We start from the raw sequence: 15,893 nt of genomic DNA, 5'->3' as shown, positions 1-15,893 counted from the left end.
GCAAGATGAGCCCTTCACATGGTTTCAATGCCGACGGGTAACATTCCAGGCCCTCAAGTCTTGTGGGAGGACGGCGAGCGCGTCTTCTGTCGAGGGCCGCGCCCTGGCGGCAGGGGCGATCACGACGTCCTGCTTGCACGGCCTGCCGCGGAGCATCCTCCGCCCGACAGTTTTGACCGCCTGGCCCACGAATTCAGCCTGAAGGACGACCTCGATGGCTCGTGGGCGTTGCGGCCCCTGGAACTGGTGCGCGAGGGCGGCCGGCTCTTGCTGGTGCTCGAGGACCCCTGTGGCGAACCGCTTGCCTGGCTGCTCGGCGTGCCCATGGAAACCGGGGAATTCCTGCGGCTCGCGGTCGGGATCGCCGCGGCGCTGGTCAAGCTCCACCAGCGCGGCCTCGTCCACAAGGATCTCAAGCCCACCCATATCCTTGTAAATTGCGCCGACGGGCAGGTACGGTTCACCGGCTTCGGCCTGGCCTCGCGGCTGCCGCGCGAGCGGCAGGCGCCCGAACCGCCCGAGACCATTGCCGGCACGCTCGCCTACATGGCGCCCGAGCAGACCGGCCGCATGAACCGCTCGATCGACTCGCGCAGCGATCTCTACGCCTTCGGCGTCACGCTCTACGAAATGCTCACGGGCGCGCTGCCGTTTGCGGCCACCGACCCCATGGAGTGGGTCCACTGCCACATCGCGAGGAAGCCCGTGCCGCCCAGGGCGCGGCTGGAGACGGTCCCTGCCGTGGTTTCGGACATCGTGATGAGGCTGCTGGCCAAGACGGCCGAGGAGCGCTACCAGACCGCCGTGGGTGTCGAGCATGACCTGCAGCGCTGCCTGGCGGACTGGCAGCGCCTGCGCCGCATCGATGACTTCCCTCTCGACGAGCACGGCACGCCTGACCGGCTGCTGATTCCCGAGAAGCTGTACGGGAGGGAGCGCGAGGTCGGCACGCTGGTCGCCTCGTTCACGCGCATCGTCAGGAGCGGCGAGCCGGAGCTGGTGCTGGTTACCGGCTATTCCGGCATCGGCAAGTCCTCGGTCGTCAATGAACTGCACAAGGTGCTGGTGCCGCCGCGAGGCATCTTTGCGTCCGGCAAGTTCGACCAGTACAAGCGCAACATTCCTTATTCGACGCTGGTGCAGGCATTTCAAGGCCTGGTGCGGACCCTGCTCGGCAAGCGCGACGAGGAACTGGCAAGCTGGCGCAGCGCGTTGCTCGAAGCACTGGACCCCAACGCGCGGCTCATGACCGACCTGATGCCCGAACTGAAGCTGATCATCGGTGACCCGCCGCCCGTCCCGGAACTGGAGCCACAGCAGGCGCAGCGGCGTTTCATGCTGGTATTCCGGCACTTCATCGCCGTCTTTGCCCGAGCCGAGCATCCGCTTGCGCTCTTCCTCGATGATCTGCAGTGGCTCGACTCCGCGACGCTCGACCTGGTCGAGGACCTGCTGACCGGTTCGGACCTGAAATACCTGATGCTGATCGGCGCCTACCGCGACAACGAGGTCGATGCCTCGCATCCTCTGACGGCCAAGCTTCAGGCTATCAGGAGCGCGGGCGCCAAGATCGATGATATCAAGCTTGCGCCACTGGCCAGTGCCCACATCGAGCAGTTGATCGCGGAGGCGCTTCACTGCGAGCCGGAGCGCATCGAACCGCTGGCTCGACTGGTGCACGACAAGACCGCCGGCAACCCGTTCTTCGTGATCCGGTTTCTGCACGCGCTCGTCGATGAAGACCTGCTCACCTTCGATCATGACGCGGGCCGTTGGTACTGGGATCCGGATCGCATCCACGCCAAGGGGTATACCGACAACGTCGTGGATCTGATGGTCGACAAGCTGACCCGCCTGCCGGCCGAGACACAGCAGGCATTGCAGCAGCTTGCCTGCCTCGGGAACGTCGCAGAGATCACGGCACTGTCAACGGTCCTCGGCATCCCGGAGGGCCAGGTCCACGTGGCGTTGTGGGAGGCGATTCGTCACGAACTGGTCGAGAAGCGGGAGGGTGCCTACGCGTTCGTTCACGACCGGGTTCATGAAGCCGCTTACTCGCTGATCCCCGAAGCCTCGCGCGCCGAGGCCCATCTGCGGATCGGTCGGCTGCTCGCCGCGCAGACGCCCCCGGAAAAGCGGGAGGAGGCGATCTTCGAGATCGTGGGTCAACTCAATCGCGGCGCCGCGCTGATCACCGAGCAGAAGGAACGTGAGCAGCTGGCCGAATTCAACCTGGCCGCCGGCCTGCGTGCCAAGGCGTCGACAGCCTACGTCTCGGCGCTCACCTATCTCGCCAAGGGTGCGGAGCTCATGAGCGACGATTGCTGGGCGCGTCGGCATGAGCAGATTTTTGCGCTGGAGCTGAACCGGGCCGAATGCGAGTTCCTGACCGGGCAAGTACCGGCCGCAGACGAGCGCCTCGTCGCGCTCTCCAATCGTGCGACGACAACGGTCGAACGCGCTCGCGTGGCGTGCCTGCAAATGGATGTCTGCCTGGCCCTCGATCGGGCCGACCGTTCGGTGGCGGTTTGCCTCGCCTACCTTCGGCATGTCGGCATCGAGTGGTCCCCCCATCCGAACGACGAAGCGGTGCGGCACGAATACGATCGCATCTGGTCGGAGCTTGCGGGCCGAAGCATCGAGGAGCTCGTCGACTTGCCGCTGATGGAGGACGCGGCCTCCCTCTTGACCGTCGAGGCGCTGAGCAAGCTGTTTTCGCCGGCCTTGCAGACGGATTTGAACCTGGCATGCGTAACAATCTGCAAGGCGGTCAGCCTCAGCATCGAGCGGGGCAACTGCGATGCCTCATGCGCGCTTTATGCCAATGTCGGCAGGGTCGCGGGACAGCGTTTTGGCGACTACCAGGCCGGATACCGGTTCGGCCAGCTCGGCTGCGAACTCGTCGATCGACGCGGGCTCAAGCGCTTCGAGGCCAAGGTGTACGTTAATTTTTCGGTCTTTGTCGAGCGCTGGATGAAGCCGGTGCGAAATTGCCGTGCCCTCCTGCGCCGCGCCTTCGCCGCGGCGAACCGGATCGGCGACATCCCGTATGGCTCCTTTTCCTGCACCCACATGAACGCGGACATGCTCTTCGCCGGCGAGCCGCTGTCCGAGGTACAGGCCGAAGCCGAACGCGGCCTGGCGTACACCGAAAAGGTGCGGATGGCTCAAGCCAGTGATTTCATCACCGTGCAACTCGCGCTGATCCGCATGATCCGCGGCCTGACGCCGACTTTCGGCTGCTTTGACGACGAGCATTTCAATGAGCGCCGCACCGAAGCGCATCTGTCGAGCAATCCGGCCCTGCCGATCGGCGCGTGTTGGTACTGGGTCAGGAAATTGCAGGCGCGCTATCTCGCCGGCGACCATGCGGTGGCCATGGATGCCGCATCGAAGGCGCAACGCCTGGTGTGGGTCTTATCCGGGTTCTTTGAGGAGGCCGAGTATCACTTCTTCGCCGCGCTGACCCATGCCGCCTTGTGCGACACCGCCCCGGCCGGCGAGTGGCCGCAGCACCTGGATGCGATGGCTGCGCATCATACGCAACTGCAGGCATGGACGGAAAACTGCCCCGAGAACTTCGGCAGCCGCACCGCGCTGGTCGCTGCCGAGATCGCACGGATCGAAGGCCGGGCCGGGGATGCGGAGCAGCTTTACGAGCAGGCGATCCGGCTGTCGCAGGAAAGCGGCTTTGTCCACACCGAGGCGCTCGCCAACGAACTCGCGTCGCGCTTTTACGCGGCGCGCGGTCTCGACAAGATCGCCCGTGTGTATCTGCAGGACGCCCGCTACGGCTACCTGCGCTGGGGCGCCGAGGGGAAGGTATGGCAACTCGAGCGGACGTCGCCGTACCTGAGGACCGAAGAGCCCGCACTCGCCCCGACCAGCACGATCGCGGCGCCGGTCGAACTCCTCGACCTGGCGACGGTGATCAAGGTGTCGCAGGCCGCCTCGGGCGACATCGTGCTGGACAAGCTGATCGACATGATCATGCGTACCGCCATTGAACAGGCCGGCGCCGAAAGGGGGCTGCTGATTCTGTCGGACGGCGGCGAACCACGGGTGGCGGCCGAAGCGACGACTGGCGGCGACGCGACCCGGATGCAGCTGCGCGACGTGCCGGTGAACGCGGCGATGCTGCCGGAGTCGATCCTCTACCATGTCCTGCGCACCCGCGAGAGCAGCTTTCTGGACGATGCCGCGGCCGAGCCTTCGTTTGCCGCAGACCCGTACATCCGGCAGCATCGCGCCCGCTCCATCCTCTGCCTGCCCCTGATGAACCAGGCGAGGCTCACCGGCGCGCTCTACCTTGAAAACAACCTGACTGCCCGCGTGTTCAGCCCCGCGCGGATCGCCGTGCTGAAGCTGGTGGCCTCGCAGGCCGCGGTCTCGCTGGAGAATGCCCGCCTGTACCGCGACATCGCGGAACGCGAAGCGAAGATCCGGCGCCTCGCCGACGACAACATCATCGAGATCAAGCATGCGGAGGAGAAGGTCCGCGAGAGCGAGCGGCGCTATCGCGAGGTACAGACGGAACTGGCGCATGCGAACCGCGTCGCGGCCATGGGCCAGCTCACGGCCTCGATCGCTCACGAAGTGAATCAGCCGATCGCCGCGACGGTCACCAACGCCGAGGCTGCGCTGCGGTGGCTTGGCGCCAATCCGCCTGACATGGAGGAGGTTCGGCAGGTGCTCGGCCGTATCATCGACGACGGCATCCGAGCGGGTGCGGTGGTCGGCCGCATCCGTGAACTGGTCAAGAAGGCGCCGCCGCGGAAGGAACCGCTGGACCTCAACAAGGCAATCCGCGAGGTGATCGAGCTCACCCGCGGCGAAGCAAGGAAGCACGAGGCCTCGGTGCAGACACAGCTGGCGGACGAATTGCCGGTGATTCAGGGAGACCGCGTCCAGTTGCAGCAAGTCCTTCTCAACCTGCTTATCAACGCGATGGAGGCTACCAGCGGTGTCAGCGACGGTGTGCGGGAACTGGTGATCTGTACCGGGCAAGCGGAGGAGGGCGGCGTGCTCGTGGCCGTGAGCGATTCGGGGCCGGGACTTGCGCCGGATATCGCCGAGCGCGTTTTCGCCCCCTTCTACACGACTAAATCAACCGGCCTGGGGATGGGGCTGTCCATCTGCCGTTCGATCATCGAAGCACACGGCGGCCGGTTGTGGGCCAGCGCGAACATGCCCCGCGGCGCGGTCTTTCAGTTCACCGTGCCCGCCCATCCGGCCGAATCCTCGTGATACGCGTCGCGAGGCCCTCTCTCTTGTAGCGGCTGCCCCCCCGGCCTGGCGCTTGCCGGTTCAGCCGGTTCCGCGGCGTCAGGGCTCCACAGACTAGCTTCCGACCTGTGTGGCCGGCAATTGGCCTAGTCGAAATTCCCGAAATTGTGCCTGTCCCCTGCGGGGCGCACAGGCGACACTCGGCAGCACGGGTCGCATGAGTCGGTTCGTCGGAATCCTCGGCCTGTCGCATGTCGGCCTTCCGGTGGGCAGCAGGCGTCATCGAATATCGCGTACTGGGGCAATTTGCGATATCTCTGGTTTCATGCGGTGCGCTCCCGCCGCCAGATTGCAGGAAAAAAGTGGCATGAGTTCATGGGCGCAATCGCCATCAGTGCGAGGCCAGCATGATCGCAGGGAACGCATGGTCTATGTGGTCGACGACGACGAGCCGATGCTCCGGGCCATGGAGGGGCTGTTGCGCTCGAGCGGAGTTTGCGTGGCGACCTTCGAATCGTTGCGAGACTTCCTGGCGCATCCAAGGCGCAACGTGCCGAGTTGCCTGATACTTGATGTCAGGCTGCGCGGCGAGAGTGGGCTGGCATTCCTGGAGCAGATGGCGCGACATGGCACGCACATGCCCATTGTCTTTATCACGGGCTATGGAGACGTCGCCATGACGGTCAGGGCCATGAAGGCGGGCGCCGTCGATTTCTTCACCAAACCGTTTCGTGACCAGGACATGCTCGATGCCGTCGCCAATGCGCTGGCGCGTGACGGAGACCGGCTGGCTGCCGAGGCGGCGAATGCTGCGTTACGCCAGGCATACGCGTCCCTGACGCCGCGCGAGCGGGAGGTCATGGGTTACGTCGTCGCTGGGCTCATGAACAAGCAGATTGCCATTGAGATGGGCGTTAGCGAAGTCACGGTGAAGATCCACAGGGGGCACGTCATGCGGAAGATGGCGGCGCGCTCTGTCGCGGAACTCGTCAGGAAGGCGGAATCGCTGGGTGTCGGCCTGCCGCCGAGCCGGTTTTCGTAGACGCTGCCGCTACCGTGAGCCAGGCACGCGCCGAGCCAGTACTCGATTGTGCCCGGCCGATGTCAGCGTGCCCCTGATCAGAACAGGTATGGAGTTGCGGCGTGATGGGAAACAGACACCAGATCTTGTGGGACGACGGCGAGCGCGTGCTTTGTCGCGGACCACGCCCGGGTGCGGACGGCGGGCCTGACTTCCTGCTGGCGCGGCCAGCCGCACTGCATCCGTCGCCCGCGACGCTGTACCGGTTTGCTCATGAGTACAGTCTGCGGGACGAACTGGACAGCGCGTGGGCGCTGCGTCCGGTTGAACTCGCGCGTGAAGACGGACGCGCGGTACTGGTGTTCGAGGATCCCGGTGGCGAGCCGCTGGCACGGCGGCTGGGCATCCCCATGGAGACCGGGGAGTTCTTGCGGCTGGCCGTAGCGATTGCCAACGCCTTGCGCAAGTTCCACCGGTGCGCACTGGTCCACAAGGATCTCAAGCCGTCCCACATCCTGGTGGACTGCGTCAGCGGACAGGCGCGACTGACCGGCTTCGGCCTGGCCTCGCGGCTGCCGCGCGAGCGGCAGGCACCCGACCCGCCCGAGACGATCGCCGGCACGCTTGCCTATATGGCGCCCGAACAGACCGGGCGGATGAACCGGTCGATCGATTCGCGCAGCGACCTCTATGCACTCGGCGTCATCCTCTACCACATGCTGACCGGGGTGCTGCCGTTCACGGCTACCGACGCCATGGAATGGGTGCATTGCCATATCGCGAGGATGCCTGCTTCGCCGTGCTCGCGCGTGCGGGCCGTGCCAGCCATGGTGTCGAGCATCGTCATGAAGCTGCTGGCCAAGACGGCGGAAGAGCGTTACCTGACCGCAGCCGGCCTGGAGCACGACTTGCGGCGCTGCCTGGACGACTGGCAGCGCCAGGGCCGCATCGACGAATTCGCGCTGGACGAACACGGCAGCCTGGACCGGCTGCTGATTCCGGAGAAGCTATACGGCCGGGAGCGCCAGATCCAGACGCTGGTCGCGGCGTTCGAGCGCATCGTAGCGGCGCGCAGCGGGCCGGCGCTGGTTCTGGTGTCCGGCTATTCCGGCATCGGCAAATCGTCCGTCGTCAATGAGTTGCACAAGGTGCTGGTGCCGCCGCGAGGCCTGTTCGCCGTGGGCAAGTTCGATCAGTACAAGCGCAACATCCCCTATTCGACGCTGGCGCAGGCATTCCGGGGTCTGGTGCGCACGCTGCTTGGCAAGCCGGACACGGAGCTGGCGGCATGGCGCACGCAGTTGCGCGACGCGCTGGGATCCGATGCGCGGCTCATGACAGACCTGATTCCGGAACTGACGCTGATCATCGGTGAACCGCCGCCAATGCCGGAGTTCGAGCCCCAGCACGCCCAACGGCGCTTCCTGCTCGTGTTTCGGCGCTTTATCGGTGCATTCGCCTGCGCCGATCATCCGCTGGCGTTGTTCCTCGACGATCTGCAATGGCTCGACGCGGGCACGCTGGCCCTGCTTGACGACCTGATGACGGGCTCGGAACTTCGCCACTTGATGCTCATTGGTGCCTATCGGGACAACGAGGTCGACGCCACGCATCCGCTGACCGTGAAGCTTCAGGCCATCCGGGACGCCGGCGCGATCGTGGAGGAGATATCGCTGGCACCGCTCGCCGGCGAACATATCGAGGCCCTGATTGCCGACACCCTGCGTTGTGCGCCCGCACGGATCCAGCCACTGGCCAGGCTGGTGAGGAAGAAGACTGCCGGCAACCCGTTCTTCGTGATTCAGTTCCTGCATGCCCTCTTCGACGAAAATCTGCTGACCTTCGATCACGACGCGCGGCAATGGCGCTGGGACCCATACCGCATCCATGCCAAGGGATATACCGACAATGTCGTAGACCTCATGGTCTGCAAGCTGGTCCGCTTGCCAGCCGAGACGCAACAGGCATTGCAACAGCTTGCGTGCCTGGGCAACGTCGCCGACGTCCCGACGCTTTCGGCGGTGCTCGGCATGCCAGGGCTGGACCTGCACGCGGCGTTGTGGGAGGCCGTGCGGCAGGAACTGGTCGAGCGGCGCGAAGGCTACTACGCATTTACCCATGATCGCGTGCATGAGGCGGCCTATTCGCTGGTCCCGGAAGCCTTGCGGGCCGGCGCCCATCTGCGTATCGGCCGGTTGCTGGCCGCGCAAACGCCACAGGACAGACGCGAAGAGGCAATCTTCGAGATCGTGGGCCAGCTCAATCGGGGCGCATCATTGATTGACGACCCGGACGAACGGCAACTGCTTGCCGAATACAACCTCATCGCTGGCCGGCGCGCGAAGGCCTCGACGGCCTATACGTCCGCGCTGGCGTACCTGGTCACCAGCGCGGGCCTGCTTGAAGAGGATGGCTGGCGCCGCTGCCACGCCATGATCTTCGACATCGAAGTGAGCCGGGCGGAATGCGAATTCCTGACCGGGCAGCCCGCGGCAGCAGACCGGCGGCTGGAGGCGCTGTCCGCGCGCGCCACGACAACCGTCGAGAAAGCCCGTGTCACGTGTCTGCAGCTCGACGTCTGTCTCGTGCTAGACCAGAGCGACCGTGCTGTCGAGGTATGCCTCGCCTATTTGCGCCATGTCGGCATTGACTGGTCGAATCATCCGATTGACGACGCTGTACGGCTTCAATACGAAGAAATCTGGACACAGCTCGGCGACCGCAGTATCGAGTCACTGATTGACCTGCCGTTGATGGAGGATGCGGCGTCGCTCGGCACCGTCGAGGCGCTGAGCAAGCTGTTGGCACCGGCCCTGCAGACCGATGCAAACCTGGCGTGCCTGACGGTATGCAAGGCGGTCAGCCTCAGCATGCAGTGGGGTAACAGCGACGCATCGTGCGTGCTGTATGCCAATGTCGGCCGCGTGGCCGGGCGGCGTTTTGGCAATTACGAGGCCGGATTCCGCTTCGGCCGGCTGGGCTGCGAACTGGTTGACCGGCGCGGCCTGCAGCGCTTCGAGGCCAAGACCTTCCTGTGCTTCTCGATCTTCGTCATGCGCTGGCTGCGGCCCCTGAACGATTGCCAGCCGCTGCTGCGCCGCGCGTTTGCAGCAGCCAACCGTAACGGAGATCTGCCTTACGGCGCCTACGTCGGCAACAGTCTTGCCTCCGACCTGATCTTTGCGGGCAAGCCATTGGCCGAGGTGCAGGCCGAAGCCCATTGCGGCCAGGCATATGCCAGGAAGGTGCGCTTCGGCCTGGTCGTCGATTTCATCGATTCCCAGCTGGCCCTCATACGCACGTTGCGTGGCCTGACGCGGACCTTCGGCGGCTTCGACGATGAACATTTCGATGAGCGCCGCACCGAGCAGCATCTCGGCAGCAGCCCGGATCTTGCGCTGGCCGAATGCTGGTACTGGATCCGCAAGCTCCAGGCGCGCTATCTGGCTGGTGACCATCGGGCGGCCATGCGGGCCGCTGCCCGTGCGCGGCAATTGCTGCGGATTTCGACCTCTTTCTTCGAAGAGGCCGAGTATCACTTCTTTGCCGCACTGGCGCAGGCCGCGGCGTTGTGTGACGGTGCCACGGCGGACGAGTGTGCACAGGCGCTGGCGGCGATGACCGCGCATCAGCGGCAGCTTCAGGTCTGGGCGGACAATTGCCCTGCAAACTTCGCGGACCGTGCCGCGCTGGTGGCTGCCGAGATTGCCCGCATCGAAAACCGCGTCCTCGATGCCGAACGCCTTTACGAGCAGGCCATTCACGCCGCACAGGACAGCAATTTCGTCCACAACGAGGCGCTTGCGAACGAACTCGCGTCCCACTTCTACGCCGGGCGACGGCTGGAGAAGATCGCACGCCTTTACCTGCAGGATGCGCGCTACGGTTATCTGCGCTGGGGGGCTGACGGCAAGGTGCGGCAACTCGAGGACCGCTATCCCTTCCTGAGGACAGGGGAGCGCTCCCCGGAACCGACCATGACGATTGCAACGCCGGTCGAACACCTCGACCTGACCATGGTGCTCAAGGTATCCCAGGCCTTGTCTGGCGAGATCGTCCTGGGCAAGCTGGTTGACATGGTCATGCGCATGGCGGTGGAACAGGCCGGAGCGGAGCGCGGCCTGCTTGTTCTTTCGGACGGCACGCGGCAGCAGATCGTGGCGGAAGCCTTCACCGCGGGCGACGCGATCGTTGTGCAGGCATGCGAAGCGCCGGTGACCGCAATGAAACTGGCGGAATCGGTGCTATATCATGTGCTGCGCACGCGCGAAAGCCTGGTGCTCGATGACGCCGCCCTGGAACCCAGTGTCGCCGCGGACGCATACATCCGCCAGCATCGCGCGCGCTCCATCCTCTGCCTTCCCCTGATGAATCAGGCCAAGCTGACTGGTGCGCTCTACCTCGAGAACAACCTGACAGCGCGCGCGTTCAGCCCGGTCCGCATTGCCGTGCTGAAGCTCGTGGCTTCCCAGGCTGCGGTCTCGATAGAGAATGCGCAGCTGTATCGCCACGTGGCCGAACGGGAGGCCAAGATCCGGCGCCTGGTGGATGCCAACATCATCGGCATCATTGTCTGGAATCAGCGAGGCGAAATTCTGGAAGCCAATGACGCGTTTCTGCGCATGGTGGGGTACGCGCGTGAGGACCTGGTCTCCGGCCGCATGCACTGGCGCCACCTGACGGCGCCGGAATCGATCGCGTTCTGCGAGCAGGCTCTGGCCGAGGTGATCAAGGTCGGGTACACCCAGCCATTCGAGAAGGAATACAAGACGAAGGATGGCAGACGTGTCCCTGTCATCGTCGGCCTGGCTGCATTTGATGAGAGCGCGAGGGAGGGCGTGGCCTTCGTGCTGGATCTGACCGAGCGCAAGCAGGCGGAAGACAGGGTGCGCGAGAGCGAGCGGCGCTACCGCGAGGTGCAGACGGAACTGGCCCATGCAAACCGGGTTGCCACAATGGGCCAGCTTGCGGCCTCGATCGCCCACGAGGTCAGCCAGCCGATTGCGGCGACCGTGACCAACGCGCAGGCGGCACTGCGCTGGCTCAGTTTTCCAGCGCCGGAATTGCAGGAAGCCACAGAGGCGATCGGCCGCATCATCAAGGACGGCAATCGCGCCGGGGACGTGCTCGGCCGCATCCACTCGATGATCCGGAAGGCGCCGCCGCGCAAGGAACTGGTGGACATCAACGCGGCCATTGGCGAAGTGGTCGAACTTACGCGCGGGCAGGCCGGCAAATACGAGGCCACGGTACAGATGCAGCTGACGCAGGGTTTGCCGTGCATCGAAGGAGACCGCGTGAAGCTGCAGCAGGTGCTGGTGAACCTCATCGTCAATGCGCTCGAGGCGACGAGCGGCGTCAGCGACGGTGTACGACAGCTGCACATTGCCACGGCCAATGCAGACCATGGCTGCGTTCTGGTGAAGGTTGCCGATTCGGGTCCGGGAATTGCGCAGAAGCATATGGACCAGTTGTTTGCGCCGTTCTACACAACGAAACCCACAGGCCTGGGGATGGGACTGTCGATCTGCCGTTCGATCATCGACGCGCACGGCGGCCGGCTGTGGGCCACTGCCAATGAGCCGCGCGGGGCCGTGTTTCAGTTCACCGTGCCCGCCCGGGAAGCCGAATGCTGACTGGGTGGCGCCTGCCTGCGGCCTGCACCGCTTCATAGGGAATGGCCTGGCTCGTGAATGTGATGCTTCGGTCAACCCCCCCGTGGGCTCGCCGAGAACGTACCCGTCACGTGGCAATTGAGCGCCTAGTATCAAACAGTGCCTGGTGAACGGCAGGCTGGCGCAGGGCGAACCGGGGGTAGCTTGCCCTGGTTCGCCCTCTGCGCTCCCTTCGCACCGGGCTGTTGCACTGATACAAGAGGCCTGGCATGACGAAGTCCCTGGTCCGGCAGGTATCCCATGCGGCGCCCCTGCATGAGCAGATCTATGGCCGAATCCGCGCCCTGATCGAGGATGGACAGCTAAAGCCTGGGGAACAGGTTCCTTCCTTGCGGGCGTACGCAATGGAACTGGGGGTGGCCCGCGGTACCGTCGAGGCGGCGTACGAAAGGCTGGTTGGCGAAGGATACCTGGTCACCAGAAGTTCTTCCGGTACTTTCGTGATGGAGCGGCCAGGTTCGCCGCAGGTCCGTGCCGCAAAGGCCACGCCACGTGCCAGGCGCACGCCGCTGGAGCTGGCAACGGATGAGCTCTCCATCGAAACGGACGGGATCTATCCCGTGCCCTTGCAGATGGGACTGCCCGCCCTGGACAAGTTTCCCCGCAAGCTCTGGGCACGGCTGGTGGCCTTGCAGGCGCGCAATGCCAGCTTGCTGACCAAGCCGCCGCCCGCCGGCTACGGTCCGCTGCGGGAAGCGCTGGCGGCATACCTGCAACGGTCACGCGGGCTCGACGTCAGAGAGCGCCATATCTACGTGCTTCCAGCCTTTACGGCCAGCCTTTCCCTGATCGTGGATGCGCTGATGCTTGCCGGCAAGTACGCCTGGGTCGAGTTCCCTGGCTATCCTCCGACGGCACAGACGCTCAAGCGGCGGGGGGTGCATGCCAGGAATGTGCCGGTCGATGACGATGGGATCAACGTGGAATATGGGGTCCGGCATTTTTCGAAGGCACACCTCGCGGTGGTGACGCCGTCCCATCAATGTCCGACTGGTGTTGCGCTGTCATTGGAGCGGCGGCTAAAGATGCTTGAATGGGCTGAAAAACGTGGCGCATGGATCGTCGAGGACGACTACGACGGGGAGTTCCGTTACCGCGGCCATTCCGTCCCGGCCCTGAGGAGCCTGGACAACTCCGACCGGGTCTTCTACTGCGGCACCCTTAGCAAGGTACTTTCGCCGGGGCTGCGGCTCTCATATCTGGTAGTGCCACCAAGCCAGGTGCCTGTCTTCGATATTGCATGCAGACATACGGCGCATGGCGGTTCCCCTGTGCTGTTGCAGGCAGTGGCGGCGATGTTTATCGCGGAGGGGCATTTTTCCCGCCATGTCAAGCGCATGCGGACGCTCTACGCCGGCCGGCGTGCGATGCTGGCCCAAGCCTTGGCTCCCTATCGGGAGAATGGTTTTGCCGTGCGCCTGCAAGACGCCGGGATGCACCTTCTGGTGGACGTCAGGGACGATCTCGATGATGAGGCCATGGCCAGGCGCGCCCGCCAGGCGGGATTCGGCCTCCATTCGCTGACCGCATGGAGGCATGGGAAACCGGGGCGTCGCGGCCTGATGATGGGCTTCACAAATCTCAGGAGTCAGGCCGAAGCCGATCGACTGGTGGCCGATCTGATGGCTGTTCTCCTGGCCTGATGCCGCAATCCTGGCCGATTGCGGCACGGGTCACCGCGAGTCAGGCAGGGCGCCGGCCGTCAAAGGCATCCTGCAGCAGTTCGCGCAACGCGGCGCGCGTAACCGGACGCGGGTTCCAGTATGGATTCGCGCTGGCAATGTCGGCGGCCCGGTCCAGGTCGGCAGGCGTCATGCCGAGCTCGGCCAGCGACGTCGGCGCGCCATGCCGCAGCGCCAGGTCATAGACGCCACCCGCGGCGGAATCGGTGCCAAGGGCGCGGGCAATGCGCCGCATGGCTTCGGGCGCGGCGGCGGCGTTGAACGCCAGCGCATGCGGCAACACCACGGTGTGGGTCTCGGCATGCGGCAGATTGAAGCTGCCGCCGAGCGTATGGCACAGCTTGTGGTGCAGCGCCATGCCGACATTGCCCAGCACCGTGCCGCACAACCAGGCGCCGTACATCGCATCGCCGCGCGCCGCGATGCTGTCCGGAGCCGCGTGTATGCCCGGCAGGCCCCGTGCCAGGGCGCCGATGCCTTCTTCCGCCATCAGGCTCATGATCGGGTTGGCATTGCTGGCGTAGAGCCCTTCCGCGGCGTGCGCGATGGCATTGATGCCACTGGTGACGGACAGGCCGACGGGCAGGCTGACGGTCAGCTCCGGGTCATAGATCACGGCTTTCGGGCGCACCCGCTGATCGCTGCCGGTGCGCTTGATGCCGTCTTCGGTGACGCCATAGATCGGCGTCATCTCGCTGCCCGCATAGGTCGTCGGAATCGCCAGGATGGGGATATCGCTTTCCAGTGCGATGGCTTTGCCCAGGCCGATCGTGGAGCCGCCACCGAATGCGATGGCGCAATCGGCATGGCAGGCGCGCGCCATTTCGCGGGCCGCCCGGGCAGTTTCGATGGGGACATGCATGACTGCGCGGTCGAACAGGCCCGCGCCCCGCTGGCCAAGGCGGGCGATGATGGCCTCCGCCCCTGCGCGATGCCCCGGGGTGCTCAGCACCAGTGCGCGCTGCGCGCCGAGCAGGCTGATCTCGCGCTCCAGGTGCTGCAGGCTGCCGGCGCCGAAGACGACGCGGGCAGGGGCGGCCTGGTAGAGGAATTCCAGTGTGTCTTTCATGCTGCGGCCTCAATCGATAGCGTGATAAACCCGAGGTCTGGCGTGCAAGTGCCGTACGAGGGCGTTCTCGGCAGGCTCAGTGCCGGTCGAACGCCGTCACCTCGGGCAGCACCACGGCGAGATAGTCCACCAGTGTGCGCACCGCCGGCAGCAGGCCCGTGCGATAGGGAATGAGTGCGGTGATACGTGCGTCCGCGGCGATCCATTCCGGCAATATCTGCCGCAGCTCGCCCGCCTTCAGCTCGGCCTGGCAGGCGTACACCGGCAGCGCGGCAACGCCGACGTTCGCGCACGCCGCCTCTTTCAGCGAGATCAGGCTGTTGCTCAGGAATCTCGGTTCGAACGGTACGGTGACCACGCGCTTGTCCGGGCCCTGCAATTGCCATTGCGAAGCGCACTTGCCCGCCATGGCGATGATGGCGTGAGACGCAAGGTCCTCGGGTTGTGTCGGCATTGACGTCCGTTCGAGATAGTCGCTGCCCGCGAAGAGATACCAAGGCGTCCTGGCCAGCGGATGCTGGACCAGGTTGGAGTCCTGCAGCTGGCCGAGATGGCCCCGGATCGCCAGGTCGAACCCCTCGCCGACAATGTCCACGATCCTGTCCGTGGCGGTTTCGTCGATCCTTACCTTGGGGTGGTCGGAGAGGAAGGTCGGCAGGACGTGGCGCAGCGCGAACTGGGCAATGTCCACAGCCACCGTCACGCGGATGACGCCGCTCGGCTCCGCCAGCCGCTGACGCATGGCTTCCTCGGCCAGCTCCGCACTGCGCATCAGCGCCATGGCGTACTGGTAGAACTCCTGGCCCACCTCCGTCATCGCGAACTGGCGCGAGGTCCGGTTGATGAGCCGCACGCCCAGCGAGGCTTCCAGTTCCTTGACACGGTGACTCAGCGTTGACTTCGGGAGCCGGAGCGCCTCGCCAGCCGCGGTGAATCCGCCGCGGTCGACCACCTGCACGAAGTAATAGACGTCCTTCAGATCGAGCATGGCATGGGGACTCGCCGGCCATTCCAATGCCGGCGGCGTTTGTTGAGGGGGCGAGTGGGTGACGCCGATCATACTCCAGCGCCGCCGCCCGCTGCCACCCGGGCAAGCCCTTGGCGCCCCGCCGCGCCTGCGGCCCGGCCGCCGCGGGATTTTTCCGTCCGGCGCCCGGCGGGCGCACCGCGCCTCACAGGCCGCCATTGTCCAAGTTTGCCGAACCCTGCGTACAACCCGG

Annotated in this window: 6 protein-coding genes; 4 read left to right on the top strand and 2 right to left on the bottom strand. The window is 65.1% G+C overall.

Annotation, left to right across the window (positions count from 1 at the left end):
* The first annotated feature begins 27 nt into the window (after positions 1-27).
* The 4 genes from VSR71_RS23325 (at position 28) to VSR71_RS23310 (ending at position 13,565) form a co-directional block, all read left to right on the top strand.
* Positions 28-5,247 carry a trifunctional serine/threonine-protein kinase/ATP-binding protein/sensor histidine kinase gene (locus VSR71_RS23325; protein ID WP_428979453.1) on the top strand — a complete coding sequence of 1,740 codons (5,220 nt, stop codon included), beginning with the start codon at positions 28-30 and terminating at the stop codon, positions 5,245-5,247.
* Positions 5,248-5,650: 403 nt separating this feature from the next.
* Positions 5,651-6,268, top strand: a complete 618-nt coding sequence (locus VSR71_RS23320; RefSeq protein ID WP_428979452.1) for a response regulator transcription factor — start codon at positions 5,651-5,653, stop codon at positions 6,266-6,268.
* Between the two features lie 104 nt (positions 6,269-6,372).
* Positions 6,373-11,883 carry a trifunctional serine/threonine-protein kinase/ATP-binding protein/sensor histidine kinase gene (locus VSR71_RS23315; protein WP_342916164.1) on the top strand — a complete coding sequence of 1,837 codons (5,511 nt, stop codon included), beginning with the start codon at positions 6,373-6,375 and terminating at the stop codon, positions 11,881-11,883.
* Between the two features lie 248 nt (positions 11,884-12,131).
* Positions 12,132-13,565 carry a PLP-dependent aminotransferase family protein gene (locus tag VSR71_RS23310; protein ID WP_342916163.1) on the top strand — a complete coding sequence of 478 codons (1,434 nt, stop codon included), beginning with the start codon at positions 12,132-12,134 and terminating at the stop codon, positions 13,563-13,565.
* A gap of 40 nt (positions 13,566-13,605) precedes the next feature.
* On the opposite strand, the gene VSR71_RS23305 is transcribed toward VSR71_RS23310, so the two are convergent.
* Positions 13,606-14,673, bottom strand: coding sequence for a maleylacetate reductase (locus tag VSR71_RS23305; RefSeq protein ID WP_342916162.1), 1,068 nt, complete (start codon positions 14,671-14,673; stop codon positions 13,606-13,608).
* Positions 14,674-14,749: 76 nt separating this feature from the next.
* A complete protein-coding gene (locus VSR71_RS23300; protein WP_342916186.1) occupies positions 14,750-15,661 on the bottom strand; it encodes a LysR substrate-binding domain-containing protein in 912 nt (303 codons plus the stop codon).
* Positions 15,662-15,893: the final 232 nt, after the last annotated feature.

Source organism: Cupriavidus oxalaticus (assembly GCF_038900635.1).
Taxonomy (GTDB): domain Bacteria; phylum Pseudomonadota; class Gammaproteobacteria; order Burkholderiales; family Burkholderiaceae; genus Cupriavidus; species Cupriavidus oxalaticus_B.
This window is presented reverse-complemented; position numbering and strand designations above follow the sequence as displayed.

Excerpts from the sequence above, each read along its gene's own strand:
- VSR71_RS23315 (WP_342916164.1), top strand. The coding sequence starts at position 6,373 with ATGGGAAACAGACACCAGATCTTGTGGGACGACGGCGAGCGCGTGCTT.
- VSR71_RS23320 (WP_428979452.1), top strand. The coding sequence starts at position 5,651 with ATGGTCTATGTGGTCGACGACGACGAGCCGATGCTCCGGGCCATGGAG.
- VSR71_RS23310 (WP_342916163.1), top strand. The coding sequence starts at position 12,132 with ATGACGAAGTCCCTGGTCCGGCAGGTATCCCATGCGGCGCCCCTGCAT.
- VSR71_RS23305 (WP_342916162.1), bottom strand. The coding sequence starts at position 14,673 with ATGAAAGACACACTGGAATTCCTCTACCAGGCCGCCCCTGCCCGCGTC.
- VSR71_RS23325 (WP_428979453.1), top strand. The coding sequence starts at position 28 with ATGCCGACGGGTAACATTCCAGGCCCTCAAGTCTTGTGGGAGGACGGC.
- VSR71_RS23300 (WP_342916186.1), bottom strand. The coding sequence starts at position 15,661 with ATGCTCGATCTGAAGGACGTCTATTACTTCGTGCAGGTGGTCGACCGC.